This window comes from Nonomuraea ferruginea (assembly GCF_039540635.1).
GTDB classification, from domain to species: domain Bacteria; phylum Actinomycetota; class Actinomycetes; order Streptosporangiales; family Streptosporangiaceae; genus Nonomuraea; species Nonomuraea ferruginea.
This window is the reverse complement of the sequence record NZ_BAABFD010000020.1, coordinates 15,318-40,982: the sequence shown is the minus strand read 5'-3', so window position 1 is coordinate 40,982 and position 25,665 is coordinate 15,318. Positions and strand designations below refer to the sequence as shown.

Genomic DNA, 25,665 nt, shown 5'->3' with positions numbered 1-25,665 from the left:
GTTGGGTCACATATCGGCATGCTGCGCCTTTTCAACCGGTACGAGATCAAGTACCTGATGGACGCGGGCCTCGTGGACGAGCTGCGAGAGGAGCTGGAGCGGCGGCTCGACCGGGACCGGCACTGCCCGGACGAGGGCTACGCCATCTGGAGCGCCTACTACGACACCCGGCACCTCCGGTTCTACTGGGAGAAGATCGAGGGCCTGAGGTTCCGCCGCAAGCTGCGCATCCGCCACTACGGCGACCGTTTCTCCGCCGCCGGGGACACGCCCGTGTTCGTGGAGATCAAGCAGCGGGTCAACCGGGTCACCCAGAAGCGGCGGGTACGCGTGCCGTACCTCGACGCGCTGCGGCTGTGCGACGGCCGCGAGATGATCGCCCACGAGCCGTCCCAGCGCGCCTTCCTCGAAGAGGTGCTGGACCTGGTCTGCCGCCTGGACCTGCGGGCCACCGCCATGACCGGCTACACCCGCCACGCCTACCTGGGCAGGGACGCCGACACCGGGCTGCGGGTGACGTTCGACCGGCGGGTGCGGGGCCGCGACCGCGACTTCGGCTTCGGCACCGACGCGCGGAACCGCTTCATCGTCCCGCCGCACAAGGCGATCATGGAGGTCAAGGCGAACGAGCGCGTCCCGTATTGGCTGACCGACCTGACCGCCAAGCGGAACCTGCAGGTCGTGCGGGTCTCCAAGTACTGCCAGAGCATCGAGGCGCACGGGCTGGCCCCGCGCTCCGTCTTCCACGTCCCCGATCATGATCTCTCGGAGGCATGACCCCCATGGACTTCTCGTTCCAGGATCTCTCGGGCACGTTCAGCGTGGCCGACGTCGCCATCGCGATGACGCTGTCGTTCGTGCTCAGCGCCATGATCGGCTGGGTGTACCGGGCGACGCACCGCAACGTCTCCTACAGCCAGTCGTACGTGCAGACGCTGGTCGTCCTCGGCATGCTCATCTCGCTGATCATGCTGGTCGTCGGCTCGAACATCGCCCGCGCGTTCGCCCTGGTCGGTGCCCTGTCGGTGGTACGGTTCCGCAACGCCATCAAGGAGACCCGCGACGTCGGGTTCATCTTCCTGGTGATGGGCGTCGGCATGGCCGTCGGCACCCGCTTCTACCTGCTGGCGGTCGTCGCCGCGGTGACGATCTCGCTGATCGTCGTGGTGATGCACCGGTTCGACTGGTTCCAGCTGAACGTGCGCCGCCAGGTCGTGAAGGTGCAGGTGCCCGCCGACGAGGACTACACCCACGCCATCCAGGACGTGCTGATCCGCCACACCGACGAGTTCGAGCTGGTCAGCATGGAGTCGATCAGGGGCGGGGCTCTCACCGAGCTGATGTACACGGTGAAGATCAAGAAGGGTGGCGAGCCGGCCGACCTGATGGCGGCCCTGCGCGAACGCAACCACGGCCAGTCGGTCACCGTCCTGACCGGCTACGACCAGACCGACCTGTGACGAGGCTCAGGCGCCGGCTGCCGGTCAGGCTCCGGCAGAACGGGAAGCTCCTCGCCGCCTGCGCGGCCTTCCTGGGCGTGTGCTGGGGGGTGTTCGGCAGCGGCACGGTCCGCCCGTACGCGGTCTCGGCGCCGGACACCACGGCCGGCGCCGTCACTCAGGACATCACGGGCACCAAGGACCTGTTCGACACCTCGGTCGCGCACCAGATCACGCTCACGTTCCGCGACGAGAGCTACCAGGACATGCTGACCGCGTACGTCAAGGACGGCGAGAAGGAGTACGTCGAAGCGGACCTGACCGTCGACGGCACCACGATCCCGAGCGTCGGCATCCGGCTCAAGGGCAACTCGACGCTGGCGGGGCTCACCTGGAAGGGGGAGAGCGCCGGCCGCCGTCCGGCCGGGAGACCCGGCGGCGAGCGCCCCGAGGGCTTCCGGCCTCCCGAGGGTTTCCAGCCACCTGACGGTTTCCAGCCACCCGACGGGAACCAGCCTCCCCGCGAGGGCCGGCCCCCTGCTGAGGGTGATGAGCAGACCGGTGACCGGGGCCGGAGGCGCGGCGGCATGGGCGGCTTCGGCGCCGCGCTGAAGGCGGAGGAGCCGGAGACGCTGCCCTGGCTGATCAGCTTCGACGAGTTCGTGGAGGGCCGCCGCTACCAGGGCCACTCGCAGGTCGCCGTCCGCCCCGTGACCGGCCGGGCCCCGACGATGCTCAACGAGGCGCTCGCCATCTCCACCGTCGGCGCCGCGGGCGAACCCACCCAGAGCTTCGCCTACAGCGCGTTCACCGTGAACGGCCGCAGCTCGGCGCCCCGCCTGGTGGTGGAGTACCTCGACGAGGGCTACGCCGAGAACCTGGGCGACGGCGTGCTGTACAAGTCGCTCGCCACCGGTTCCTTCACCTACAAGGGCGAGGACCAGACCCGGTACGCCTCCGACTTCAAACAGGTGAACAAGGTCGGCGGCACCGACCTGCAGCCCGTGATCAACCTGATCCGGTGGGTGGACGAGGCGTCCGACGAGGAGTTCGCGGCCGGGCTGCCCGCACGCCTGGAGGTGGAGTCGTTCGCCCGTTACGTGGCGCTGCAGGAGCTCATGCTCAACTTCGACGACATGAGCGGGCCTGGCAGGAACTACTACCTCTGGTACGACCTGGGCACCCGCAGGTTCCGAGTCGTCACGTGGGACCTCAACTTCGCCTACAGCGGCGACGCGTTCGGCGGCGGGCGGACGGGCAGCCACAAGCTGAAGGAACGCTTCCTGGCGACCCCCGCCTTCAAGAAGCTGTACGAGGAGCAGTACGCCGCACTCCACCGGAAACTCATGGCCGGCGGCATCCTGTCGGGCCTGCTCGACGACATCGTCCGCGGCTACAAGCTCAACGCCGGAGCCGGCGCGGTCGACGCCGACGCCGAGACGCTCCGCGCCCTCCTGCGCGAGCGCGCCGAGGCGACGAGCGCCGGCTGAACCTGCCTCATACTTCAGGACCAACGGCGAATGAGCTCTCCAGCGGGATTCGGGTCAGGGGCGGCGGTTCCTAGGTTCTCCTCATGCCATCCCTGGTCGAACTCGTCCACCGGATCGACACCGCCACCCCGCCGGGCCGTGACCGCGCCGTCGACGGGCTGCGCGCGCTGGCGATCGCCGGCGTCGTGCTGGGCCACTGGCTGGTGACCGCCCTGGTGGCCGGCGGCGACACGCTGCGCGCCGGCAGCCCGCTGCGGGTCATGCCGGAGCTGGCGCCGGTGTCCTGGGTGCTCCAGACGCTGGCGGTGTTCTTCCTGGTGGGCGGGCTGGTGAACGGCCGCCGCCGCGGCCCGTACGGCGCGTGGCTGAAGGCACGGACGGCGCGGCTGTTCCGGCCGGTCGGCGCGCTCGCGGGGGTGTGGGCGGTGGCCGCGGGCGCGATGTTCGTGTCCGGGGCCGAGCTGGAGACGGTGCGCACGCTGGGCACGCTGGTGGTGTCGCCGCTCTGGTTCCTGCTGGTGTTCGCGCTGCTCACCGCCGCCACGCCGCTGGTGTCGCGGCTGCACCCGGCGTGGCCGCTCGCCGCCGTCGCCTGCGCCGACCTCGTCCGGTACGGGCTGGGCGGGCCTTCCTGGGCGGGCTGGGTGAACGTGGTGGCCGGCTGGCTGGTGCCGTACTGCCTGGGCCTGACCTGGGCCGCGCGCGGCCTGCCGGGGAGGGCGGCCGGGTGGGGGCTGGTGGCCGGTGGCGGGCTGGCGGCGATCGGGCTGGTGGCGTGGGGCGGGTACCCGGCTGCCATGGTCGGGGTGCCGGGCGCGCCGGTGTCCAACCTCGACCCGCCGACCCTGGCCGCCGTCGCCTTCGGGCTCGCCCAGTGCGGGGCGGCGGCGCTGCTGGCCGGCCCGCTGCGGCGGCTGCTGGCCAGGCCCGCGGCGTGGGCGGCGGTGGCCGCGGTCAACCTGGCGGCGATGACCGTCTTCCTCTGGCACCAGACCGCCATGATCGCCGTCACCGTCGCCGGCCTGCACGCCGGTGGCCGCCTGCCCGGCCTGCACACGGCGCCCGACGGGCTCGGCTGGGTGGCGGCCCGGCTGGCCTGGCTGCCGGCGTTCGCGGTCGCGCTGGCCCTGTGCTGCCTGCTCTTCCACACCTACGAGCGATCTTCCGTACGGGCTCCGCGCCGTAGGGTGGAGCCGTGATCGGGACCCTGCGGTCGGACCTGTGGACGGCGGCGGCCGATCCGCTCCCCCGCATGCGCGGCCCGCGCCCGCTGGCGCGGCTGCCGCACGTCCTGGTGGTGCTGTACGCGGTCGTCATGGTCGATGCCGCGGGCGGCCACGGCGACCCCACCTATTCGCCGCTGGCGATCGGGCAGGCGGCGGCGGTGGTGCTGGCCCTGTTCCGCCCGGTCCCGGCCTGGTGGGTGTCGCTCCTGGTGATGGCGGTCGGCTCGCAGACCGGCCTGCCGGTGCGGGAGCACCCGATCTACCTGTCGCCCGGCACGCCGTTCTCGTGGTCCAGTTTCGCGGCCGCGCTGCAGGCCATGCTGTTCCTGCTGGTGGCGTTGCGGGTCAGGCCGAGAGTGCTGGCCGAGATGGTGGCGATCACCGTGCTGGTCGCGCTGGCGTTCCTGGTCGGCGAGCCGTGGGGCCACCACACGGGCGCGGCGGCGGTGTGGCTGGTCATCGTCCTGGCGGCGGCGGTCATCGGGGCCGCGCTGCGCGGCGCGCGGGTGGCCCGCACGCAGCTCGTCGTGCAGGAGGAGGTCACCGCCGAGGAGCGGGCGCGGCGGGCGGTGCTGGAGGCGCGCAACCGGATCGCCCGCGAGCTGCACGACGTGGTGGCCCATCACATGTCGGTGATCTCCATTCAGGCGCAGGTGGCCCCGCACCTGGTGGAGAACCCGTCGCAGGAGTTGAAGGACAATCTGGCGGGCATCCGGCAGAACGCGGTGGAGGCGCTCGCCGAGCTGCGGCGCGTCCTCGGCGTGCTCCGCTCGGCCGACGGACCGGCGGACGACGCCCCGCAGCCGACGCTGGACCAGGTCGACGACCTGATCGCCAAGGTACGGATTGCCGGGCTCACCGTCACCGCCACGACCACCGGCGAGCCGAGGCCGCTGTCGCCCGGCATCGAGCTGTCGGCGTTCCGCATCCTGCAGGAGGCGCTCAGCAACGCCATGCGGCACGCCCCGGGCGCCTCCGTACGGGTCGAGATCGCGTACCGGCCCGGAACGCTCGCGCTCACCGTGCGCAACACCGCGCCGCGGCGCCCGGCCCCGTCCTCGCACGGGGCCGGGCTCGGACTGCTGGGCATGCGCGAACGCGCCCACATGCTGGGCGGCGAGCTGGCCGCTGGTCCCACCCCCGACGGCGGCTACGAGGTCACCGCCGCGCTCCCCGCCGAGGACACCCCATGATCCGCGTGCTCGTCGCCGACGACCAGACGATGGTCCGCCAGGGCTTCACCGTGCTGCTGAACGCCGAGCCCGGCATCGAGGTCGTCGGGCAGGCGGTGGACGGACTGGACGCCGTCGCCAAGGTCGCCGAGCTCTCCCCCGACGTGGTGCTGATGGACATCCGCATGCCCGGGCTGAGCGGCATCGAGGCGACCCGCCGGGTCAGCGGAGCCGTCAAGGTGCTGGTGCTGACGACGTTCGACCTGGACGAGTACGTGTACGAGGCGCTGCGGGCGGGCGCCTCCGGGTTCCTGCTGAAGGACGCCTCGGCGGCGGAGCTGGCGCACGCGGTGCGGGTGGTGGCCGCCGGTGACGCCCTGCTGGCGCCGGGGGTGACCAGGCGGCTCATCACCGAGTTCTCCCGGATGGCCGGGCCCCGGCAGCGCATGGACCGCCTCTCCGGCCTGACCGAGCGCGAGACCGAGGTGCTGGCGCGGATCGCGCAGGGCCTGTCGAACGCGGAGATCGCCGAGCGGCTGGTGCTCGCCGAGCAGACGGTCAAGACCCACGTGAGCCGCATCCTGGTCAAGCTGGGCCTGCGCGACCGCACCCAGGCCGCCGTGTTCGCCTACGAGACCGGGTTGGTCCGCCCGCCGAACCCGTAGGGATTTCCGCTTATCTGCGCTTCGGCGGGCAAATGCTTCATGTCACTTCTGCGGCATGGGTGGTCGCTCGGCGTGACGGCGTGTTGACTGAAATGTGCCGGCTTCGGGTGCCGGTTCAGGAGGTGGCGGGTGGCGGCGTTGTTCGTGGGGCGTAGCGAGGAACAGGACCGATTCCGGCTGGTCCTGGCCGAAGCCGCAGGCCAGACCGACGACGGCCCCGACGAGGGATACGTCGTGTTGGTGCAGGGTTATGGAGGGATCGGCAAGTCGACGCTTTTGCGCCGGTTCGCCGAGATCGCGGCCGGGCGGCTGCCCGAGGTCTCCGCCGGCAGATTCACGGTCTTCCTGGTGGATTGGGAACGGGACCGGGAGCTGCACGCGGAGGAGTATGTGGAGTTCGCCGGCCCGGCGATTTGGCGGATCATGGAACGGATCCGCACCCGCATCGAGAACTCCACCACCGCCTGGGGGCCTGTCAAACGGCGGCGTCTGAAGGGGTTCGCCGCCTTCCAGCAGCAGGTGACCAAACTACCGGAGCTGGAAGCCGAAGCCGCCCGGCTGGGCCTGGGCAAACAAGTGGGTCATAGGCCCCTGACCTTCACGCAGATCGCCGCGATGGTCAAAGCCGGAGGAGAGATCGCCAAGGCGGCGGGCGTCCCATCAGCGATCACCGACGCCACGAGCACCGTCGCGGGCACGGGGGCGCAGATCGCCACGAGCTTCCAGCAGAACCGGGCCACTCAGATCGACCCCGCCGCCTACCGGGCACTGGTCGACCAGATCGACGGGCTGGTGACGGCATTCACCGACGGTTTGAAGACCCTGTCGCGCAAGCAGCCGGTGGTATTGGTCCTGGACACCTGTGAGCTCCTGGGTGGATCCGGGCCTTGGCTGCGGGAGGTGATGAGCCGTTCCGGCCGCCGGGTGGTATGGGTGATCGGCACCCGCCTGGAATCCGATCTCGTGGCCGCCGGAGACAGCGAATCCATCCGATACGAGCGTGAGGTGGACGAGCAACGGCTGCGGACCATCACGCTGCGCCGATTCGACGACCGCACCGCGGCCGAATACCTGCAGCAGCGGTTAGGTTCACTTCCGCCCGAACTGGACCTCGACCGAGTGATCGCGTTGACCCAGGGCGTACCCCTGGCGCTGCACATCATGAGCAAGATGATCGCCGACCAGGTCCGCACCGGCCGCCCTCTCGAACAGCTCTACGACGAGGTCGCCCCGGACGGCACCGTCTCCACCGTCGTGGCCCGGATGGCCGAGCGCTACCTCCACCACGCCACCTACGATCCCGATTCCGACCTGCACCGGGATCTGCCCGCCCTCCACGGGCTGGCCCTCGTCAACGTCGAGCAGAACCCCACCCGCCCGAGCGCCTTCCCGCCTGACCTGTTCGACTCCCCCTGGGCTCCGCGCCGCGAGGACACCGTGGTCGCGATCGACCGTGACCCCGCCATGCTCGCCGCCCTGTGGGGCATCGAGGCCGGAGACGTCGCCGCCCGCCTCCGGGAACTCGGCCGGCACCATGACTTCGTCCACAGCGGCGACGGGACCCTGCACCGCGACGTCCGTGACGCCATCCGGACCTTTCTCCTGGTCCCCAAGCACCGCGCCACCGTCACAGACATCAATACCCGCGCCGTCGACCACCTCCGGCAGCAACTCGCCGGCCATCAGCACAGCAGCATCGAGGCCCAGCTCACCGACACCGCCTGGCGCACCACCACGGCCGCCTTGCTCTGGCACACCTGCTGGATCAATCCCTCCGACGGCATCCCTGTCCTGCGGCACCTTTACGCCCCCGCCCGTGTCCTCCAGCCTTCCTACGCCCGCCTTCTGATCGGCATCACCACCTACTTCATGCCGTACCTCACCGAAAGCGACCAGAACCTCCTCACACAGCTCATGGACCTGAGCTCCCCAGTTCCTCGCCGCGCGTCAGCCAGAGCCGCCATCCACGCCCTCACGGCCGCCCCCTCCCCAGAACCTCCTCTCCTCCATGGCGACAGCCGGCCCCTCCTGCACCTTCTTCGAGCCGAGATCGCTCGCGCTCTCGGCCTCGACCTCGCGGACCAGGTCAGCTGCTTCCGCCGCGCCGCTCGTGTCTTCACGCCCGGCAGTGGTCCCACGGCCATGAAGATCGGCCAGCTCGCCCTTTCATGCACTTTGGCGGACCCCGAGACACAACCCGTACGACTGCAGAAGGCTCTGGTCGAGGCAAGAAGAATCGCTGTCCGCTACCGGCCCGACGACGTAGTCGCCCACCTCAATTTCGGGTACCTGCTGTACGACCTGGGGCGGTTCGCTGAGGCTGAAGGTGTCTACCGCACGGCCGTCAGGATCGATCCCGATTACGCCGTCGCCTACAACGGTCTCGGCAACGTGCTGCACGCCCTGGGACGGTTCGCTGAGGCTGAGGATGCCTACCGCGAGGCGATCAGGATCGATCCCGACTACGCCTTCGCCCACAACGGTCTCGGCAACCTTCTGTACGACCTGGGACGGTTCACCGAGACCGAGGATGCCTACCGCGAGGCGATCAGGATCGATCCCGACTACGCCTTCGCCCACAACGGTCTCGGCAACGTTCTGTACGGCCTGGGGCGATTCACTGAGGCTGAGGATGCCTACCGCGAGGCGATCAGGGCCGATCCCTATTACGCCTTCGCCCACAACGGTCTCGGGATCATGCTGAAAGAGCAGGGCCGATACACCGAGGCTGAGCGTGCCCACCGCAGGGCGATCGAGAGCGATCCTGGCTATGCGATCGCGCATGGGTGGCTGGGCTTGTTACTGATGTGTGTCGGGGAGTTCGAACGGGCGCGGCTGGAGCTGGAGCAGGCCGACGCCCGGCCGCGCAGCGAACTGTCACGGTGGATCCTGGACAGGGCCCACCCTCCCAGCGGTGCGTCCGTTCACACCCCGGATTCCGTGCACGCCGCCTTCGACGAGCCCCTGCCGCCTCGAACGGTTCTTCCGTCGACGTTCACGATGGCCGAGATCCGCGCGCTGGCCACGGCCGGCAAAGGCGACGGGCCGAGGGCTGTGGAGATCCTCCGGTCCGTGGTGGACCAGCGCCGCCCCAGCGATCGGTTCGTACGGCCTCTGTATGACCTGCTGGCCCGCCCCGAGCCGATCGCCGGGCTGGAGCAGCTACTGGATGTGTGGCGGGAGATCATCGCGGCGGATCCGTCGGCGGTGGGCCCGTGGGGCGGCCCGAATCCGGCCTGATCCATCCATCCACGCGGCGGCTTACGGCTTCTTAACATCCATACTCCTAAAGTACTAGGAGACTAGATGAATGGAGAAGCTGTTGATCGAGTTCTACCTCGACAGCCGGTCCGGCGTCTCGCCCTATCAGCAGCTGGTCCAGCAGGTGCGGCACGCGCTGCGGCTGGGGCTGCTGCGCGTGGGTGACCAGCTTCCGACGGTCAAGGACGTGGTGGCGGGGCTGGCGATCAACCCCAACACGGTGCTCAAGGCCTACCGGGAGCTTGAGCACGAGGGCCTGGTGGCCGCCCGGCCGGGGGTCGGCACGTTCGTGACCGCGACGCTGGCCGGCGCCTCGCTGGCCGCGCACGGCCCGCTCCGCGCGGATCTGCGGCGCTGGCTGGAGAAGGCACGCAGGGCCGGGCTCGACGACGAGAGCATCGAGGCCCTTTTCATGACCACCTTTCGGACCGCCTCCCAGGAGGAAATAGCGTGACTTCTGTCCTGCAAGCCCAGGAACTGGGCAAGAAGTACGGCAAACGCTGGGCGTTACGCGAGTGCACCGTCGACATCCCGGCCGGGCACGTGGTCGGCCTGGTGGGCCCGAACGGGGCGGGCAAGACCACACTGCTGAAACTGGCCGCCGGCCAGCTCGAACCGACGGCGGGCGCCATCACCGTGCTGGGCGGCCGGCCGGCTGGCGGCCCGGCGCAGCTGGCCAAGGTCGGGTTCGTCGCCCAGGACACCCCGGTCTACGCGGGGCTGACCGTCGCCGAGCACCTGCGTCTGGGCACCCGGCTCAACCCCCGCTGGGACGCCGGCCTCGCGCGGGAACGGATCGCGCGGCTCGGCCTCCCCTCAGGCCACCGGGCGGGGAAGCTGTCCGGCGGCCAGCGCGCCCAGCTCGCCCTCACCCTGGGCCTGGCCAAGCGGCCCGAGCTGCTGATCCTGGACGAGCCGGTCGCCTCGCTCGACCCGCTCGCCCGCCGCGAGTTCCTGCAGGGGCTGATGGAGGCCACCGTCGAGCACGAGTTCAGCGTGGTGCTCTCCTCCCACCTGGTCGCCGACCTGGAACGGGTCTGCGACTTCCTGATCGTGCTCGTCGACTCGCGCGTGCAGGTGGCGGGAGAGGTCGACCGGCTGCTGTCCACCCATCACCGGCTCACCGGCCCCCGCCGCGACCCCGCCCGGCTCCCCGCCGGCCAGCAGGTGATCTCCGCACGCCACACCGACCGGCAGAGCACGTACGTGATCCGCACCGACGCCCCGATCCACGACCCCGCCTGGACGGTCACCCGGCTCGACCTGGAGGACCTCGTCCTGGCCTACATGGACAGGTACGTCGCCGATGACCGGCGGCCCGTGCTGGAGGTGCGGCGATGATCTGGCTGACCTGGCGGCAGTTCCGCGGCTCGGCCGTGATGATGGCCGCCGTTCTCGGCGTGCTCGCCGCCGTCCTGGCCGTGACCGGCCCCGGCCTGGCCTCCGGTTACGCCTCCGGGATCGCCGCCTGCGCCCAGGACGGCAGCTGCGGCCGCTTCTACGACCGCTTCTTCGACACGTACCAGCTCCCGTTCATGGCCCTGACCCTCGTCGTGCTGCTCCTGCCCGCCCTGGCGGGGCTCTTCTGGGGGGCGCCGCTGATCACCCGCGAGCTGGAGGCCGGGACGCACCTGCTGGTGTGGAACCAGAGCATCACCCGCGCCCGCTGGCTGACGGTCAAGCTCGGGCTCGTCGGCCTGGTCACGGTGGCCGCCGCCGGCCTGTGCGGCCTCATGGTGACCTGGTGGTCCGACCCTCTGGACAAGTCGGCCGCCGACGGGCTGGGCCTGATGGCTCCCCTGGTGTTCGGCGCGCGCGGCATCGCCCCGATGGGGTACGCGGCCTTCGCCTTCGTCTTGGGGGTGACCGTGGGCATGCTCGTGCGCCGCATGCTGCCCGCCATGGCCCTCACCCTGGCCCTGTTCGCCGTGGTCCAGCTCGCGATGCCGATGCTGGTCCGGCCCCATCTGATGTCCCCGGTCACGGCGACCTTCGAGCTCGGCCAGGCGAACGTGGACGGCATCGGCATGGACCGCGACGAGGGCGGCGCCGTGCACGTCATGCTGAGGTCGGCCGTCCCCGGTCACGCCGGCGCCTGGGTCCTGTCCAGCGAACTCGTCGACCCGTCCGGGCGCACTGCCGGCGCGGAAGGCACCGTCGGCGTCTCCACCACGTCAGGACCCTGCGCGCCGTCCGGAGGCATGGACACGTGCGTGGCCGAGATCAACCGCCTCGGCTACCGGCAGCAGGCGACCTACCACCCCCTCGACCGTTTCTGGCCCTTCCAGTGGATCGAGACCGGGATCTACGCCCTGCTCACGGCCGGCCTCGCGGGCTTCTGCTTCTGGTGGACCAGGAGGCGTCTGTCATGACCGCCGCCAGGATCGCGGCGGCCGGGATCGCGCTCCTCCTGGCGGCGGCCTGCGCCGCGCCGACGCCACCGCGCGGCGAGGCGGGCACGGCGGCCGGCACGGTCTGCGCGCGGCCCCAGGATCCGCCCGCTGCGGAGACGGCCACCACGATCGACGTCATCGAGCAGGCGTACTTCTGCATCCTCGGCAACTACTACGGCGGCGCCACGCTGGACGCCCGCACGCTGCTGCTCGCCGGATTCGCCGCCCTGACGCAGGAGCTCAACCGCAACGGCCGCGACGTGCCCGAGGCGGCCATGCCGGCGCTGACCGGTGACAGGAAAGCCGACTGGACCGCTTTCGAGACCGTCTACCGGAAGACCACCGACCAGGTGCCCGGCCTGCGCGACGAGCTGGCCGTGGTCACCCTGGAGGCCATGGTGGCGGCGCTCGGCGACAACCACGCCCGCTGGGCGCACGGCGTCGAACGGCACCCCGACGCCTACGACGGCGACGGCTACGGACTCGGACTCCAGGCGAACGTCGACGGCCCGCAGGTGACGGGCAACCCCGGCACGGCCCTGCCCCCGCTGTTCGTCACCGCCGTGGAGGGCGGCGCGGCGCACGCCGCCGGTCTGCGCCCCGGCGACGTCGTCGAGTCGATCGACGGCTCGGCGCCCTTCCTCGACGGGAAGGCCACCGCCGCGATCGCCGCCCTCTACCCGCGCTACCCGCAGGCCCGCCCGGTCCGGCTGCGGCTGCTGCGGGAGAGCACCGGCCGCCGCTGGAGCGTGACGCTCAAGCCCGGCCTCTACCAGCGGGACCTGGCCACCTTGCAGGCGGTGCGGTCGAAGCTGCTGGACGACGTCGCCTACGTGCGGTTGCGGGGGTTCGGCTCCGACGCCGCGAACAGGGTTCTCAAGGCGGTCGCGCGGCTGCGTACCGGCCGGACGCTCTCCGGCGTCGTGCTGGACCTGCGCGGCAACGGCGGCGGCAGTCCCGTCGAGGCGGTCCGGCTGGTGAGCGCGTTCGCCCACGGCAAGATCACCGCCTACCAGTGCACCGCGGAAGGCGACTGCGAGGCCATGCGGACCGACAACACCGTGGAACTGGTCGGCCTGCCGCTGGTGGTGCTCACCGACCGCGGCTGCGCGTCGGCGTGCGAGCACTTCAGCTCCGCGATCAAGGACCTGGGCGCCGGCCGGCTGGTCGGCACCAGGACCGCCGGGGTCGTCTCCGGCCCGGCGCAGCCGTACCTGCTGAGCGACAACACCCTGCTGAGCCTCCCCTCCAGGCACCACCTCGGTCCCGATCGCGAGGTGATCGACCGGATCGGCGTGCCGCCCGACCACCACGTGGCCCCGGCCCCGCGCGACGCGGCCGCCGGGCGCGACCCCGCGCTGGCCAGGGCCCTGACCTTGCTGCGGAAGTGAAGGGACCCTGCGATGAGACACCTCCTGGCGGTCCTGGCCGTCCTGGCCGTGTCGGCCTGCGCCGCGCCGACGCCGCCCCGCTCCGCCGCCCCGTCGCCCACGCCGACGGGCCCGGCGGTCCTGCCCGAGCCCTCCGGCGCCCACCCGGTCGGCACCACCGTCCTGCACCTGGAGGACACCTCCCGCCCCGACCCCTGGGACCTCGACGCCGAAACCAGGGAGCTCAAGGTCACCCTGTGGTACCCGACCAGGCAGCGCGACGGGGAACGCGCGCCGTACATGACGCCGCGGGAATCGGAGCTGTTCCTCAAGGGCTCCAGGATCACGGGCGTTCCGTACGACGCGCTCAGCCGGACCCGCACCAACGCCGTCGAAGACGCCGAACCCGCGGGGCGGAACCTTCCGCTGGTCGTGCTGTCCCCCGGCTTCACCAAGCCGTTGAGCACGCTCACGTCCCTGGCCGAGGACCTGGCCAGCCGGGGGTACGTGGTGGCGGGGATCGACCACACCCACGAGAGCTACGCCACGACCCTGGCCGACGGCCGGGTGGCGGAGTGCCTCGCGTGTGACAGCGACGCCGATCCGGGTTTCGGCGCGGGGGTGGTCCAGGTCCGGGCGGCCGACGTCTCCTTCGTGCTCGACCAGCTGCCGTCCCGGTGGGACGGCGCCGGGCTGATCGACCGCTCCAGGATCGCGATGGCCGGCCAGTCGATCGGCGGGGCGAGCTCGGTGGCCGTCATGGTGAAGGACTCCCGGGTACGTGCCGGCATCGACATGGACGGCACCACCTACGCCCGGATCCCCGAAGGCGGGTTCTCCAGGCCGTTCATGTTCATCGGCTCGCCGGAGCACGTCCCCGGCGGCCGGGACACCACGTGGGAGCGCGACTGGAAGCTGCTGACCGGGTGGAAGCGGTGGATCGTCATTCAGTCCTTCACCGACCTCCCGGTGCTGGCGGGCGCCCTCGGCATCGGACCCGCCGGCCCCGAACTGGCGGCGGCGCGCGCCGCCGAGCTCACCCGGACGTATGTGGCGGCCTTCCTCGACCAGCATCTGAAGGCGGAACGGCAGCCCCTGCTGGACAAGCCGTCGGCTCGGTATCCCGAGGTCGCGCACTGCGCCCCGGGCGGCGGGGCCTGCCTCTAGCCGCACGTCCCGCCCGGCGCTCCGCGAGGTTCGCCCCGGCTCAGACGGCCGGGGCGAACCTGGCGGCGTGGTCGCGGGCGAAGTCGGCGACGTCGCGCGGCGGGCGGCCGAGCAGGCCGGCGACCGCGTCGGTGGTGACGTCGCCCCAGCCGGAGACGTACGCCCGCGCGTACTCCTCCAGCATGTCGGCGATCCATTCAGGGACACCGTGGCCGAGCAGCGTCTTGTGCTTGGCCTCGTCGCTGACCGGCAGATAGGCGACCGGCCTGCCGAGGACACGGCCCAGCTCGGCCGCCACCTCGTCGAAGGTCAGCGAGCGCGGGCCGGTGAGCGTGTACGTCCGGCCGTGGTGACGGTCGGGGGCGTCGAGGAGCACGCGGGCGGCGCATTCGGCGATGTCGCGCACGTCGATCATGCCGACCCTGGACGAGGCGACGTTCAGCGAGAACGTGCCGGTGGCGGCGATGTCGCCCGTCTCGTTCAGCAGGTTCTGCATGAACCAGTGCGGGCGCAGGATCGTCCAGCGCAGGCCGGACCGTTCGAGCTCCTGGTCGGACAGCGCGTGCAGCCTGCCGCTGCGGTTCGGCGCGTCGTGGGCCGCGCCGATCACGGACAGGCGCACGACGCGCTCCACGCCGGCCTGGCGTGCCGCCCACACGGCGTTCATGCTGTTCTCCGGAGCGCGCGGGCTGTTCGGGGTGAGCAGCCACAGGTCCTGCACGCCCTCGAAGGCGGGCGCCAGCGACCGGGGGTCATCGAGGTCGCCGACGACGACCTCGGCCCTGTCCCTCAGCCCGTCCGCCCTGGACGCGTCGCGGACGAGGGCGCGCAGGCGGACGTCGGCCCCTTCCAGCGCGTCGATCAGCGCGGTGGACACGGTTCCGGTGGCTCCGGTGATCAGTACGGTGCGTGACATGTTCGTTCTCCTTGTGACTAGTTGGCAGACCCGGCGGTCGCCGGGTGGGCGGCGGGCCGCGGGGGTTTCCCGGCGGCCCGGCCGGTGGTGAGGCGCTCCAGGACCCAGAGCACGACGGTCCCGGCGGACAGGACGGCGCCCAGGACGCACACGGCGGTCCAGCCGCCGTGCACCCAGACCACCGAGGTCAGCGCGGAGCCCACCGCGCCGCCGACGAAGAAGGAGGTCATGAAGGCGGAGTTGATCCGGTTGCGGGCCTCGGGCCGCAGCGCGTAGATGACGTTCTGGCTGCTGTTGAGCACCGCCTGGTGCGCCAGGTCCAGCACGACCACGCCGGCGAGCAGCCAGATCAGGGAGCGTGTCCCGGCGGCGAGCGCCAGCCAGGACGCCGCCAGCAGGACCGTGCCCGCTCCGGTCACGATCTGCACGAGCCCGCGGTCGGCCAGCCGTCCCGCGACCGTGGCGGTCAGCGCGCCCACGACGCCGACCAGGCCGAACAGGCCGATGCCCGACTCCGACCACTCGTACGGCGCCCCGGCCAGCAGGAAGGTCAGCGCCGTCCACAGCACGCTGAACGAGGCCAGGCTGAGTGCGCCGATGGCCGCCCGCCACCGCAGCAGCGGCTCGTACCGGAACATCGCCATCGTGGAGCGCAGCAGCTTCGGGTACGACAGGCGCCCGCCGTCGCCGCCGAGCCGGGGCAGGAAGACCCGCAGCAGCACGGCCGTCAGCGCCATCAGGGCGGCGTTCACCCAGTAGACGGTCCGCCAGCCGCCCAGCTCCGACAGCGTGCCGGAGGCGGTGCGCGCCAGCAGCAGGCCGAGCATCAGCCCGGTCATCACCGTGCCGACCACGCGGCCGCGTTCGGCGGGGGCCGCCAGCGTCGCCGCGAACGGCACCACGACCTGCGCGCCGACCGAGGCCAGGCCGGTCAGGGCCGTGCTGACCAGGAGCACCGTGCCGTCGGCCGCGGTGGCCGACACCAGCAGGAACACCGCGGTCGCCGCGTAGAGCGACACGGCGAGCCGCCGCCGCTCCACCAGGTCGCCGAGCGGCACCAGCAGGATCAGCCCGAGCGCGTACCCGGCCTGCGCGGCCGTCACCGTGAGCGCCGCCATCGAGGGTCCGAGGCCGAGCTCCCTGCCGATCAGGTCGAGCAGCGGCTGCGCGAAGTAGTTGCCCGCGACCGCCAGCCCGGTCGCCACCGACATGAGCAGGAGCAGCCCGTGCGACAGGCCGCCCTCAGGATGGGGTCTTGGCGTCATGCGTCCCAGCCTGAGGCATGAGCGATCAATGAGTCCAACGCATGTTTGTCATCTCAACGATCGTGAATCACGATTGATCCATGGAGCTTCAGCAGATGCGCTACGTCGTCGCCGTCGCGGAGACGGCCAACTTCACCCGCGCCGCCGAGCAGTGCCTGGTCGTCCAGTCGGCGCTGAGCCACCAGATCGCGCGGCTGGAGCGCGAGCTGGGCGCCAAGCTGTTCGACCGCACGAGCCGCAGCGTCCGGCTGACCCCGGCGGGCGAGGCGTTCCTCCCCGCCGCCCGCCAAGCTCTCGACGCCGCCGAGCGGGCCAGGGCCGAGGTGGCGGCCGCCGCCGGCGAGATCCGCGGCCGGCTCGCCATCGGCGCCATCCCCACCGTCACGGCGGTCGATCTGCCGGTCGCGCTACGGCGCTTCCACCTGCGCCACCGGGAGGTACGCATCAGCCTGCGCTCCGGCGCGAGCGAGGAGTTCGTCGAACGGGTGCGGCAGGGCACGCTCGACGTCGCCTTCCTGGGGCTTCCCCTGGGCGTCCGGCCCAAGGGCGTCCGCGGCCGTGAGCTGGCACGCGGCGACCTCGTCGCCGTGGTCGCGCCCGGCCACCCGCTGGCCGACAAGGAGCACGTGAAGCTGGACCGGCTGGCGGACGAGCGGTTCGTCGACTTCCCCGCGGGCAGCGCCGGGCGGATCCAGTCCGACGAGGCCTTCGCGGCGGCCGGGGTGCGGCGCGAGGTCGCCTTCGAAGTGTCGACCCCCGATTTCATGGCTCGCCTGATCCGGCAGGGCCTGGGCGTCGGGATGCTGCCTGCGGCCTTCGTGTCCCAGCTCCCCGACCTGCCCGTGGTCCGGCTCAGCGACGCCCCGGCCCGCGTGGAGCATCTCATCTGGAGCCGGCACCGGCCCTCCCCCGCCGCCGCCGCGTTCCTGTCGGCGCTGGGCGTCCCGGCGTCGTCCGAGGAGGCCGAATCCGGCGCGTGAGAGGCGCCGACCGGCTCACCCCGCGGGCCGGTCGTTCCCGTGGAGCGCCTTGCGGAGCAGGGTGGCCAGCTGGTCCTGCTCGCGGGCGCTCAGGTTGGAGACGGCGGAGCGGGCGAACGCGAAGGACTCCTCGAAGGCGGCGTAGAGGCCGGCGCCCTCGGGGGTGCGGACGATCTGCCGGGAGCGGCGGTCGTCGGGATGGGGCTGACGGCGGACGAGGTCGCGCGCCTCCAGCCTGCGGATGATCTGGGTGATGTTGGAGGCGTCGCATCCGAGCTCGTCGGCCAGCTCGCCCATGCCGCGCTCCCGGGTCAGGCGCCCCAGCACGCAGGCCTGCGCCACGCTCAGCCCGTGTCGCACGGCGGCGGTCTCGAAGGCGCGGTCGTAGGCGTCGACGAAGTCGAACATCGCGCGTTCGGCGTCGGTCGACGCGGTGACGGGCCCTGTGGGTAGCGCCATGGCACCACCCTACCAAGAACTTGACTCACTCAAATATGTGTGCCAGGTTTAATGCTTGATTGACTCAAGCATCTACGAGAGGCATGCCGATGACGGTTACCAGCAAGGGACGGGCCCGGGAGTGGCACCTGGCCCGACGGCCGCGAGCACAGGCGTCGGCCGACGACTTCACGCTGGTCGAAGCCCCGATTCCCGACCTGCGGCCCGGTGAGGTCCTGGTCGCCAACACCCACCTGTCGGTCGACCCGTACATGCGTGGCCGGATGGACGACCGTCCGTCCTACATCCCGCCGTTCCCGCTGAACGCGCCGCTGGAGGGAGGAGCGGTCGGCGTGGTCGTCGAGTCCCGCGCCGGCGGTGTCAAGCCGGGCCAGGTGGTCGAGCACTTCCTGGGGCTGCGCGAGGCCGCCGTGGTCGACGCGGCCGGGGTCTCCCCGATCGACACCGGCGATCTGCCCGCCGAGAGCTATCTCGGCGTGCTCGGCACGACAGGCCTGAGCGCGTGGCTGGGCATCACCCGGATGGCGGAGGTACGTCCCGGCGACACGGTGTTCGTCACCGGAGCGGCGGGGGCGGTCGGGAGCGTCGCCGGTCAGATCGCCAGGCTGCGGGGAGTCGGGCGGGTGATCGGCAGCGCGGGATCGCCGGCCAAGGTGCGCCATCTGGTGGACGACCTCGGTTTCGACGCCGCCTTCGACTATCACGACGGCGCGGCCGAGGAGCTCCTCGCGCAGGCCGCGCCGGACGGCGTCGACGTGGTCTTCGACAACGTGGGCGGCGTCCAGCTGGAGGCCGCGATCGGCCGCCTGCGGGTCGGCGCCCGCCTGGCCCTGTGCGGGATGGCCAGCCAGTACGACGGCCGGGAGCCGCACGGCGTGCGCAACCTGTACGAGCTGGTCACCAGGCGGGCGACCGCACGCGGCTTCCTGGTCGGCGACCACCGGGACCAGATGCCCGCCTTCCGGGCCGAGGTGGGTTCCTGGGTGCGCTCGGGCCAGATCGTGCACCGGCAGACGGTGCTCGACGGCATCGAGCGGGTGCCCGAAGCCCTGCTGGGCCTGCTGCACGGCGGAACGTCCACGATCGGCAAGGCCGTCGTCCGGCTCGGGGAGCAGGCATGACCCGCACGGTGCTGGTGACCGGGGCCCGGGGCAAGACCGGCAGCGAGGTGACGGCCCGGCTGCGCCGCTCCGGGACCCTCGTCCGGGCCGGGTCGTCGCGGCCCGCCGCCGATCAGGTCCGCTTCGACTGGCACGACCCGGCCACCTGGCGCGAGGCGGCGGACGTGGACGCGATCTACCTGGTGCGCCCCGACCTTCCCGCCGCTCCCGACCTCATGGCCGGCCTGGTCGACGTGAACCCGGACGCCCATGTCGTCCTGGTGTCCGAGCAGGGGGCCGAATCGCTCGCGCCGGACCACTGGGCGCGCCGGGCCGAGGACGCGGTCGTCACCCGGGCCGCCTCCTGGACGCTGCTGCGCCCGTCCTGGTTCCATCAGGTCCTGACCGACCCCCGCTTCTACCGGGACGCCATCCGTGACGACCGCGTCCTGAGCCTGCCCTCGGGCGGCGGCCCGATCGCGTGGGTGGACGCGCGCGACATCGCCGACGTGGCCGTGGCCGCGCTCGGCGCGCCGGAGGATCACCGTGGCCGGGCGCACACGATCACCGGCCCGGAGGCGGTTCCGGTCGCGTCCGTCGCGCGGGAGCTCTCCGCGCGCCTGGGCCACCGGATCCGCGCCGAGGACCCGCCCCCGCACGAGACCCTGCACGGCCTCGACCCCTGGACGGCGGGCATCCTCGACGACCTCTACCACCGCGTCCGGCACGGCGGCTTCGCCGAGCTCTCGCCGGCCGTGAAGCGGATAACCGGCCGGGAGCCCACCTCGATGGGGGCGTTCATCGACGCCCACCTGGACGAATGGAGGACGAGCGAGTAGCGCTCAGCCGGCCGCGGCGCCGAACCACCGGGACAGCCCGCTGGTCAGCTCCCGCCGGTCGTCGCCGGCCCACGCCACGTGGCCGTCCGGCCGCAGCAGCACCGCGGGCACGTCCAGCTCCTCGCTGCTGTCGACGACGTGGTCGACCCGATCGGCCCACCCCTCCACCGAGAGCCGGCCGGTCCGGTCGAGCAGCAGTCCGCGACCGGCGCGCATCAGCTCGTAGAGCCGGCCGTTCTTCAGGGGCACGTCCCGCATCCGCCGGCCGAGCAGTTCGTGCCCCTCGCCGAGGTCGTAGCGGATCCCGATCGCGACGATCTTCTCGATCAGGTGGCGGTTCACGTCCTCGAAGTCCATCAGCTCCGACAGCAGCCGGCGCACCGCCTGCGGGCCGGGTTCGGTGGACATCAGCTCCGCCTGCGCGCGGGTGTTGTCGAGCACGTCGGCCGCCACCGGGTGCCGTTCGGCGTGGTAGCTGTCCAGCAGGCCTTCCGGCGCCCAGCCGGCGACCTCGGCGGCCAGCTTCCACCCGAGGTTGAACGCGTCCTGGATGCCGAGGTTGAGCCCCTGCCCGCCCATCGGCGGGTGGACGTGCGCGGCGTCGCCGGCCAGCAGCACCCGGCCGGTCCGGTACCGTTCGGCCAGCCGGGTGGCGTCGCCGAAGCGGGACAGCCAGCGGGGTGAGTGCACGCCGAAGTCGGTGTCGGCGACCTTCCGCAACTGCCGCCTGAACTCCTCAAGGGCAGGCGGGACCGAGCGGTCCTCGGCCACCCCCTCGGCCGGCACGACGACCCGATACAGGCCGCCGTCGCCGAAGGGCCCGACGCCGAACCTCAGCTGGGTCCTGCGGACCTCGGCCACCACGGCGGCCACCGTCTCCTGCGGCACCCCCACCTCCATCTCGCCCAGCAGCGTGTCGGCCCTGGAAGGCTCGCCGGGGAAGCCGACGCCGAGCAGCTTGCGCACCGTGCTGCGGCCGCCGTCGCAGCCGACGAGGTAGCGCGCGCGCAGCCGCGAGCCGTCGGCCAGCTCGGCGCTCACCCCGTGCTCGTCCTGGCTCAGCCCGGTCAGCTCGCGGCCCCGCCGGACGTCGGCGCCGAGCTCGGCGGCGCGCTCGGCCAGCAGGCGGTCGGTGACGGGCTGCGGGATGCCGAGGACGTAGGGGTGGGTGGTGTCCAGCAGGCCGGGCGACGGCTTGGCGATGCCGGCGAAGAACCCGCCGAGCGGGTGCTTCCGGCCCTCCGCGAGGAAGCGTTCCAGCAGGCCGCGCTGGTCCATCACCTCGATGCTGCGCACGTGCAGGCCGAGGGAACGGACGTTCGGCGTCGGTTCGGTCTCCTTCTCCAGCACGACCACGCGCACGCCGTGCAGCCTCAGCTCGGCGGCCAGCATCATGCCGGTCGGCCCGCCACCGGCGATGATCACGTCAATCATGGAATCCCCCATTGTCGAGCTCGCGTGTCGGCCGACGATTCTGCGGTACGACCCGGGTCTTGCCGCAAGCCCCCCTGTCCGCTATACGTTGAGAGTGGCAAGAGGTGGGTGATCCCTCTTTGTCACGTCCTCCCCCCGTACCGTGCGCCGTTCGGCGCGTGATCCGTGCGGGATGTGCGACGGATGGCGGCTGATCCGCGGGAGTGGCGGCCGGGAGGATGCCTGCATGGCTCCCGAACTCGCAACGAGGCAGCGGTCCGCGCCACCACCGGTGGGGCTGTTACGCCCTTACCTGGGAAGTTTCGCCGCCGTGGTCGTCCTGCAGGTGATCGGCTCGGTCGCGGGCCTGGCGCCGCTGCTGGCGGTCGCCGAACTGGGCCGCGCCCTGCTCTCGCCCGGCCCGCTCGATCACGGCCACGTCCGGATCGTGGTGATCGCGGGCGCGGCCGGTCTGCTCGTCCGGCTGGTGTTCACCGCGGCGTCGTCCGGCATCGGACATCTGCTCGATGACCGGGTGCAGCTGGCGTTCCGCCGGCGGCTGGCCGAGCGGCTGGGGCGCGTGCCGATCGGCTGGTTCTCCCGGCGCCGTACGGGCGAGCTGGCGAAGGTCGTCGGCGACGACGTGAGCGCCGTGCACCCGTTCGTCGCCCACGCCCCCAGCGAGCTCGTCGCCGCCTTCGTGGTGCCGCTGGTGTCGCTGCTCTACCTGTTCGCCGTCGACTGGCGGCTCACCCTGATCACGCTCGTCCCGGTGGTGCTGGCGGTGGCGCTGGTGCCCTTGATGATGACTCCGGCCCGGCTGCGCGAGCAGAAGGCGTTCGACGCGGCCATGGGGCGCGTCGCGAACACGGTGGTCGAGTTCGTGCGGGGCATCGCGGTGGTCAAGGCGTTCGGCACGGGCGAGCGCGCCCACCGGAGGTTCGTGACGGCCGTGGACGAGTTCGTCGCCGTCTTCTTCCGCTGGGTGCGCGGCATGTCGGTGATCGCCGCGGGCATGCAGCTGGCGCTGTCGCCGCCGTTCGTGCTGCTGGCCGTGCTGGCCGGCGGCGCCGCCCTGATCACCTCCGGTGACCTGCCCCCGGCAGACCTGCTGCCCTTCCTGCTGCTCGGGCTCGGCCTGACCGCCCCGGTGGCGGCTCTGGGCCACGGCTTCGACGACATGCAGGCCGCCCGGCGCGCGGTCGGCCGCATCAAGGAAGTGCTCGCGGTGCCGCCGCTGCCCGAGCCCGTCCACCCGGCTGGACCCCGGGGGCACCGCGTGGAGCTGCGTGACGTCCGCTTCGGCTACGAAGCCGGCCGCGAGGTGCTGCGCGGGATCGACCTGGTGCTGGAGCCCGGCACGGTCACCGCGGTCGTCGGGCCGTCAGGAAGCGGGAAGTCCACGCTGGTCCAGCTGCTGCCCCGGTTCTACGACCCGACCGGCGGGTCGGTCACCCTCGGCGGCGTCGATCTGCGCGAGATCGGCAGCCGGGACCTCTACCGGCTGGTCTCCTTCGTCTTCCAGGACGTCCGGCTGCTGCGCGCCTCGGTGACGGACAACATCGCACTGGCGGTGCCGCACGCCGGCTTCAACGACATGGTCCGCGCCGCCCGGCTGGCGGACATCCACGACCGGATCGCCGAACTGCCTCGCGGATACGACACGGTCATCGGCGAAGAGGCCGGGCTGTCGGGCGGCGAGGCCCAGCGGATCTCGATCGCCCGCGCGCTGCTGGCCGACGCGCCCGTCCTGGTGCTCGACGAGGCGACCGCCTTCGCCGACCCGCGGACCGAACAGGCGGTGCGCCGGGCCCTGGCGACCCTGCGAGGCGACCGGACGATCCTGGTCATCGCCCACCGCCTGGAGACCATCGCCGACGCCGACACGATCGTGATGCTGGACGACGGGGTGATCGTCGAGCGGGGAAGCCCCGCCGAGCTGCTGGCACGGGACGGGGAGTTCGCCGCGTTCTCGCGGACCTACCGGTCGGCGACCGCCCTGACGCGAGGAGGAGAGCCTCGATGATCCGCATGCTGATGCGCGTGCTGGGACCCGAGTACGCCGGGCCGGTGCGCCGCACCGTGGCCCTGATGACGGTGACCGCGATGGTGGAGGGCCTGTCCTACGGGCTGCTCGTCCCGGTGCTGCGCGCCCTGTTCGGCGGCGAACCGGGCGGGGCCCGGCCCTGGCTGATCGCGTTCGGGGCCGCGGTCGCGGTCTACGCCGTGCTGCGCTACCTCAGCGACCTGTCCGGCATGCGCGTCGGGACCGTGCTGCTGCGCGGCATGTACCACCGGCTCGGCGACCATCTGGCGCGGCTGCCCATCGGCTGGTACGGCGGCGCCCGGGTCGGCGAGGTGTCGGTGCTGGCCAGCCGCGGCGTCCTGGAGGCGATGGGCGTGCTCGCGCACCTGCTGGGGCCGTACGTCTCGGCCTGTGTGACCCCGTCGACGATCGTCGTGGTGATGCTCGCCTTCGACTGGCGGCTGGGGCTGGCCGCGCTGGCCGCCGCCCCGGTCGTGGCGGCGATCCAGGTCTGGACGGGACGCTCGATGGCCGCGTCCGACGCCGAGCGGCACGAACGCGGCCACGAGGCCACCGGGCGCGTCATCGAGTATCTCCAGGCCCAGCCGGTGCTGCGGGCCGGCGGCCGGACCGGCGAACGCTTCCGGCTGCTGGACGACTCGCTGCGTGAACTCCAGCGCGCCTCCCGCCGCACCGTGCTGTCGGCGCTGCCGGGCGTGCTGGGGCTGACGCTCACGGTCCAGGCGGTGTTCACCGCGCTGCTGGCCCTGGGCGCCTACCTCGCGCTCGGCGGGCACATCGGCGCCGCCGAGCTCCTGGCGATCCTGGTGCTCGCCGCCCGCTGCGCCGATCCGCTGCTGTCGCTGTCGGACCTCGGCGGCAAGCTCCGCGCGGCGCGCGCCGAACTGGGCAGGCTCGACGCGGTGCTGAGCACCGAGCCGCTGCCGGAGGCCCCCGACCCGGTCCGGCCGGCGCACCATGGCCTGGAGTTCGACTCCGTCACCTTCCGCCAGGACGGCCGCACGGTGATCGACGACCTGTCCCTCTCCGTACCGGAAGGACAGCGGCTCGCCGTCGTCGGGCCGTCGGGCGCGGGCAAGAGCACCCTGCTGCAGCTGCTCGCGCGGTTCCACGACGTGGACGCGGGCGCGGTGCGGGTGGGAGGCGCCGACGTGCGCGATGTCGGCACCGAGGTGCTGACGTCGCGGATCGCCATCGTCTTCCAGGACGTCTACCTCTTCGACGGCACGATCGAGGAGAACGTACGGCTCGGCCGTCCCGACGCCGGCGAGGCCGAGCTGCGGGCGGCCGCGACGGCGGCGCGGCTGGACGAGGTGATCGAGCGGCTGCCCGGCGGCTGGGCGGCGAAGGTCGGCGAGGGCGGCGCGCTGCTGTCGGGCGGCGAGCGTCAGCGGGTCTCGATCGCGCGCGCCCTGCTGAAGGACGCGCCGATCGTGCTGCTGGACGAGGTGACCTCGGCGCTGGACCCGGTCAACGAGGCGGCCGTGCACGAGGGCGTCGAACGCCTGATGGCGGGCCGCACGGTGGTGATGGTGGCGCATCGGCTGCGGACCGTCCAGCGGGCCGACCGCGTCGTCTTCCTGGACGGCGGCCGGATCGTGGAGGAAGGCGGCCACGACGAACTGCTGCGCCGCGGCGGCCGCTACGCCGGCTTCTGGCACGGCTCCACCGCGCCGGATATTCGTTGGCGTCACGGTCGCCGGGCGGGTTAGCGTTGCCGCCGTCACGCGTCGGCGGATTGGAGAGACCGGATGCGTTCCCAGCTCATCGCGCTCTGCTTCGATGCGCACGACCCGCGAGGTCTCGCCCGCTTCTGGACCCAGATCCTGGGCTGGGAGACGCACGACGGCGTCACGCTCCTGCCGAACGACGACACCGGGTTCCAGATCCGGTGTCTTCCGTCCCAGGAGAAGAAGACCACCGAGAACCAGATCCACTTCGACCTGACGAGCCAGTCCTCCGAGGAGCAGGAGCGGACGGTGGCCAGGGCGCTCGAGCTCGGCGGCCGCCACATCGACATCGGGCAGAGCCCGGACGACGGTCACGTGGTGCTCGCCGACCCCGAGGGCAACGAGTTCTGCGTCATCGAGCCGGGCAACAAGTTCCTGGCCGACTGCGGGTTCATCGGTGCGCTCGCGTGCGACGGCTCGCAGGAGGTCGGATACTTCTGGAGCGCGGCGCTGGACTGGCCGCTGGTCTGGGACCAGGACCAGGAGACCGCGATCCGCTCGCCGCACGGCGGCCCCAAGATCACCTGGGGTGGTCCGCCGGTCGCGCCGAAGAACGGGAAGAACAGGCTCCACTTCGACCTCGCTCCGCCCGCGGACGGGGATCAGCTCGCCGAGGTCGACCGTCTCGTCTCCCTCGGAGCGACCCGGCTCGACGCCGGCCGGCCCGAAGGCGGCCGGGTGCTGATGGCCGACCCCGACGGCAACGAGTTCTGCCTGCTGACCCCCCGCTAGC

22 protein-coding genes are annotated in these 25,665 nt (G+C 72.1%); 18 read left to right on the top strand and 4 right to left on the bottom strand.

Features of this window, described 5'->3' with window-relative positions; translation table 11 throughout:
• Positions 1-18: 18 nt before the first annotated feature.
• The 12 genes from ABD999_RS32770 (at position 19) to ABD999_RS32715 (ending at position 14,183) form a co-directional block, all read left to right on the top strand.
• Positions 19-777 carry a polyphosphate polymerase domain-containing protein gene (locus ABD999_RS32770; RefSeq protein WP_148031659.1) on the top strand — a complete coding sequence of 253 codons (759 nt, stop codon included), beginning with the start codon at positions 19-21 and terminating at the stop codon, positions 775-777.
• On the top strand, positions 774-1,460 hold the full coding sequence (locus ABD999_RS32765) for a DUF4956 domain-containing protein (protein ID WP_271276524.1): 687 nt from the start codon (positions 774-776) through the stop codon (positions 1,458-1,460). Before ABD999_RS32770 ends, ABD999_RS32765 begins: the two co-directional genes overlap by 4 nt.
• On the top strand, positions 1,457-2,929 hold the full coding sequence (locus tag ABD999_RS32760; protein WP_271276523.1) for a CotH kinase family protein: 1,473 nt from the start codon (positions 1,457-1,459) through the stop codon (positions 2,927-2,929). Before ABD999_RS32765 ends, ABD999_RS32760 begins: the two co-directional genes overlap by 4 nt.
• Before the next feature lie 83 nt (positions 2,930-3,012).
• A complete protein-coding gene (locus tag ABD999_RS32755) occupies positions 3,013-4,128 on the top strand; it encodes an acyltransferase family protein (protein ID WP_271276522.1) in 1,116 nt (371 codons plus the stop codon).
• The gene (locus ABD999_RS32750) at positions 4,125-5,348 is read left to right on the top strand and encodes a sensor histidine kinase (protein WP_271276521.1); all 1,224 of its coding nucleotides are present in this window, start codon (positions 4,125-4,127) and stop codon (positions 5,346-5,348) included. The genes ABD999_RS32755 and ABD999_RS32750 overlap by 4 nt, the downstream gene beginning before the upstream one ends.
• Positions 5,345-5,992, top strand: coding sequence for a response regulator (locus tag ABD999_RS32745; protein WP_271276520.1), 648 nt, complete (start codon positions 5,345-5,347; stop codon positions 5,990-5,992). The genes ABD999_RS32750 and ABD999_RS32745 overlap by 4 nt, the downstream gene beginning before the upstream one ends.
• A 129-nt stretch (positions 5,993-6,121) precedes the next feature.
• A complete protein-coding gene (locus ABD999_RS32740) occupies positions 6,122-9,232 on the top strand; it encodes a tetratricopeptide repeat protein (protein ID WP_148031662.1) in 3,111 nt (1,036 codons plus the stop codon).
• A gap of 70 nt (positions 9,233-9,302) precedes the next feature.
• Positions 9,303-9,707 (top strand): GntR family transcriptional regulator, encoded by a 405-nt coding sequence (locus ABD999_RS32735; protein ID WP_148031663.1) that lies wholly within the window; start codon positions 9,303-9,305, stop codon positions 9,705-9,707.
• Positions 9,704-10,594 carry an ABC transporter ATP-binding protein gene (locus tag ABD999_RS32730; RefSeq protein WP_148031664.1) on the top strand — a complete coding sequence of 297 codons (891 nt, stop codon included), beginning with the start codon at positions 9,704-9,706 and terminating at the stop codon, positions 10,592-10,594. Before ABD999_RS32735 ends, ABD999_RS32730 begins: the two co-directional genes overlap by 4 nt.
• Positions 10,591-11,625 (top strand): ABC-2 transporter permease, encoded by a 1,035-nt coding sequence (locus tag ABD999_RS32725; protein WP_271276519.1) that lies wholly within the window; start codon positions 10,591-10,593, stop codon positions 11,623-11,625. Before ABD999_RS32730 ends, ABD999_RS32725 begins: the two co-directional genes overlap by 4 nt.
• Positions 11,622-13,037 (top strand): S41 family peptidase, encoded by a 1,416-nt coding sequence (locus ABD999_RS32720; RefSeq protein ID WP_271276518.1) that lies wholly within the window; start codon positions 11,622-11,624, stop codon positions 13,035-13,037. The genes ABD999_RS32725 and ABD999_RS32720 overlap by 4 nt, the downstream gene beginning before the upstream one ends.
• Positions 13,038-13,049: 12 nt before the next feature.
• The gene (locus ABD999_RS32715; protein WP_271276517.1) at positions 13,050-14,183 is read left to right on the top strand and encodes an alpha/beta hydrolase family protein; all 1,134 of its coding nucleotides are present in this window, start codon (positions 13,050-13,052) and stop codon (positions 14,181-14,183) included.
• A gap of 40 nt (positions 14,184-14,223) precedes the next feature.
• Here the strand turns inward: ABD999_RS32715 and ABD999_RS32710 are convergent, their stop codons facing one another.
• Both ABD999_RS32710 and ABD999_RS32705 read right to left on the bottom strand, forming a co-directional pair.
• A complete protein-coding gene (locus ABD999_RS32710) occupies positions 14,224-15,099 on the bottom strand; it encodes an SDR family oxidoreductase (RefSeq protein WP_271276516.1) in 876 nt (291 codons plus the stop codon).
• 17 nt (positions 15,100-15,116) lie between these two features.
• A complete protein-coding gene (locus tag ABD999_RS32705) occupies positions 15,117-16,364 on the bottom strand; it encodes an MFS transporter (protein WP_187281162.1) in 1,248 nt (415 codons plus the stop codon).
• An 80-nt stretch (positions 16,365-16,444) separates the two neighbouring features.
• Here ABD999_RS32705 and ABD999_RS32700 point away from each other — a divergent pair, with 80 nt between their 5' ends.
• A complete protein-coding gene (locus ABD999_RS32700) occupies positions 16,445-17,344 on the top strand; it encodes a LysR substrate-binding domain-containing protein (protein ID WP_271276515.1) in 900 nt (299 codons plus the stop codon).
• A 15-nt stretch (positions 17,345-17,359) separates the two neighbouring features.
• Here the strand turns inward: ABD999_RS32700 and ABD999_RS32695 are convergent, their stop codons facing one another.
• On the bottom strand, positions 17,360-17,803 hold the full coding sequence (locus ABD999_RS32695; RefSeq protein WP_271276514.1) for a MarR family winged helix-turn-helix transcriptional regulator: 444 nt from the start codon (positions 17,801-17,803) through the stop codon (positions 17,360-17,362).
• Between the two features lie 83 nt (positions 17,804-17,886).
• Here ABD999_RS32695 and ABD999_RS32690 point away from each other — a divergent pair, with 83 nt between their 5' ends.
• Both ABD999_RS32690 and ABD999_RS32685 read left to right on the top strand, forming a co-directional pair.
• A complete protein-coding gene (locus ABD999_RS32690) occupies positions 17,887-18,924 on the top strand; it encodes an NADP-dependent oxidoreductase (RefSeq protein WP_425571071.1) in 1,038 nt (345 codons plus the stop codon).
• Positions 18,921-19,742: a Rossmann-fold NAD(P)-binding domain-containing protein gene (locus ABD999_RS32685; RefSeq protein ID WP_271276513.1), complete on the top strand. Its 822-nt coding sequence runs from the start codon at positions 18,921-18,923 to the stop codon at positions 19,740-19,742. The genes ABD999_RS32690 and ABD999_RS32685 overlap by 4 nt, the downstream gene beginning before the upstream one ends.
• Before the next feature lie 3 nt (positions 19,743-19,745).
• Here ABD999_RS32685 and rox read toward each other — a convergent pair whose 3' ends face one another.
• Positions 19,746-21,176, bottom strand: a complete 1,431-nt coding sequence (gene rox, locus ABD999_RS32680) for a rifampin monooxygenase (RefSeq protein WP_271276512.1) — start codon at positions 21,174-21,176, stop codon at positions 19,746-19,748.
• 226 nt (positions 21,177-21,402) lie between these two features.
• Between rox and ABD999_RS32675 the strand changes: the two genes are divergently transcribed.
• From ABD999_RS32675 to ABD999_RS32665, 3 genes are read left to right on the top strand one after another with little or no spacing between them, the layout of a single operon-like run.
• Entirely contained in the window at positions 21,403-23,181 is a 1,779-nt protein-coding gene (locus ABD999_RS32675; protein WP_271276511.1) for an ABC transporter ATP-binding protein, read from the top strand.
• On the top strand, positions 23,178-24,914 hold the full coding sequence (locus tag ABD999_RS32670; RefSeq protein WP_271276510.1) for an ABC transporter ATP-binding protein: 1,737 nt from the start codon (positions 23,178-23,180) through the stop codon (positions 24,912-24,914). The genes ABD999_RS32675 and ABD999_RS32670 overlap by 4 nt, the downstream gene beginning before the upstream one ends.
• A gap of 39 nt (positions 24,915-24,953) precedes the next feature.
• Positions 24,954-25,664: a VOC family protein gene (locus ABD999_RS32665; RefSeq protein ID WP_271276509.1), complete on the top strand. Its 711-nt coding sequence runs from the start codon at positions 24,954-24,956 to the stop codon at positions 25,662-25,664.
• Position 25,665 lies beyond the last annotated feature (1 nt).

Excerpts from the sequence above, each read along its gene's own strand:
- ABD999_RS32765 (WP_271276524.1), top strand. The coding sequence starts at position 774 with ATGACCCCCATGGACTTCTCGTTCCAGGATCTCTCGGGCACGTTCAGC.
- ABD999_RS32755 (WP_271276522.1), top strand. The coding sequence starts at position 3,013 with ATGCCATCCCTGGTCGAACTCGTCCACCGGATCGACACCGCCACCCCG.
- ABD999_RS32665 (WP_271276509.1), top strand. The coding sequence starts at position 24,954 with ATGCGTTCCCAGCTCATCGCGCTCTGCTTCGATGCGCACGACCCGCGA.
- rox (WP_271276512.1), bottom strand. The coding sequence starts at position 21,176 with ATGATTGACGTGATCATCGCCGGTGGCGGGCCGACCGGCATGATGCTG.
- ABD999_RS32745 (WP_271276520.1), top strand. The coding sequence starts at position 5,345 with ATGATCCGCGTGCTCGTCGCCGACGACCAGACGATGGTCCGCCAGGGC.
- ABD999_RS32690 (WP_425571071.1), top strand. The coding sequence starts at position 17,887 with ATGCCGATGACGGTTACCAGCAAGGGACGGGCCCGGGAGTGGCACCTG.
- ABD999_RS32770 (WP_148031659.1), top strand. The coding sequence starts at position 19 with ATGCTGCGCCTTTTCAACCGGTACGAGATCAAGTACCTGATGGACGCG.
- ABD999_RS32695 (WP_271276514.1), bottom strand. The coding sequence starts at position 17,803 with ATGGCGCTACCCACAGGGCCCGTCACCGCGTCGACCGACGCCGAACGC.
- ABD999_RS32715 (WP_271276517.1), top strand. The coding sequence starts at position 13,050 with ATGAGACACCTCCTGGCGGTCCTGGCCGTCCTGGCCGTGTCGGCCTGC.
- ABD999_RS32670 (WP_271276510.1), top strand. The coding sequence starts at position 23,178 with ATGATCCGCATGCTGATGCGCGTGCTGGGACCCGAGTACGCCGGGCCG.
- ABD999_RS32675 (WP_271276511.1), top strand. The coding sequence starts at position 21,403 with ATGGCTCCCGAACTCGCAACGAGGCAGCGGTCCGCGCCACCACCGGTG.
- ABD999_RS32705 (WP_187281162.1), bottom strand. The coding sequence starts at position 16,364 with ATGACGCCAAGACCCCATCCTGAGGGCGGCCTGTCGCACGGGCTGCTC.
- ABD999_RS32685 (WP_271276513.1), top strand. The coding sequence starts at position 18,921 with ATGACCCGCACGGTGCTGGTGACCGGGGCCCGGGGCAAGACCGGCAGC.
- ABD999_RS32720 (WP_271276518.1), top strand. The coding sequence starts at position 11,622 with ATGACCGCCGCCAGGATCGCGGCGGCCGGGATCGCGCTCCTCCTGGCG.
- ABD999_RS32700 (WP_271276515.1), top strand. The coding sequence starts at position 16,445 with ATGGAGCTTCAGCAGATGCGCTACGTCGTCGCCGTCGCGGAGACGGCC.
- ABD999_RS32710 (WP_271276516.1), bottom strand. The coding sequence starts at position 15,099 with ATGTCACGCACCGTACTGATCACCGGAGCCACCGGAACCGTGTCCACC.
- ABD999_RS32725 (WP_271276519.1), top strand. The coding sequence starts at position 10,591 with ATGATCTGGCTGACCTGGCGGCAGTTCCGCGGCTCGGCCGTGATGATG.
- ABD999_RS32735 (WP_148031663.1), top strand. The coding sequence starts at position 9,303 with ATGGAGAAGCTGTTGATCGAGTTCTACCTCGACAGCCGGTCCGGCGTC.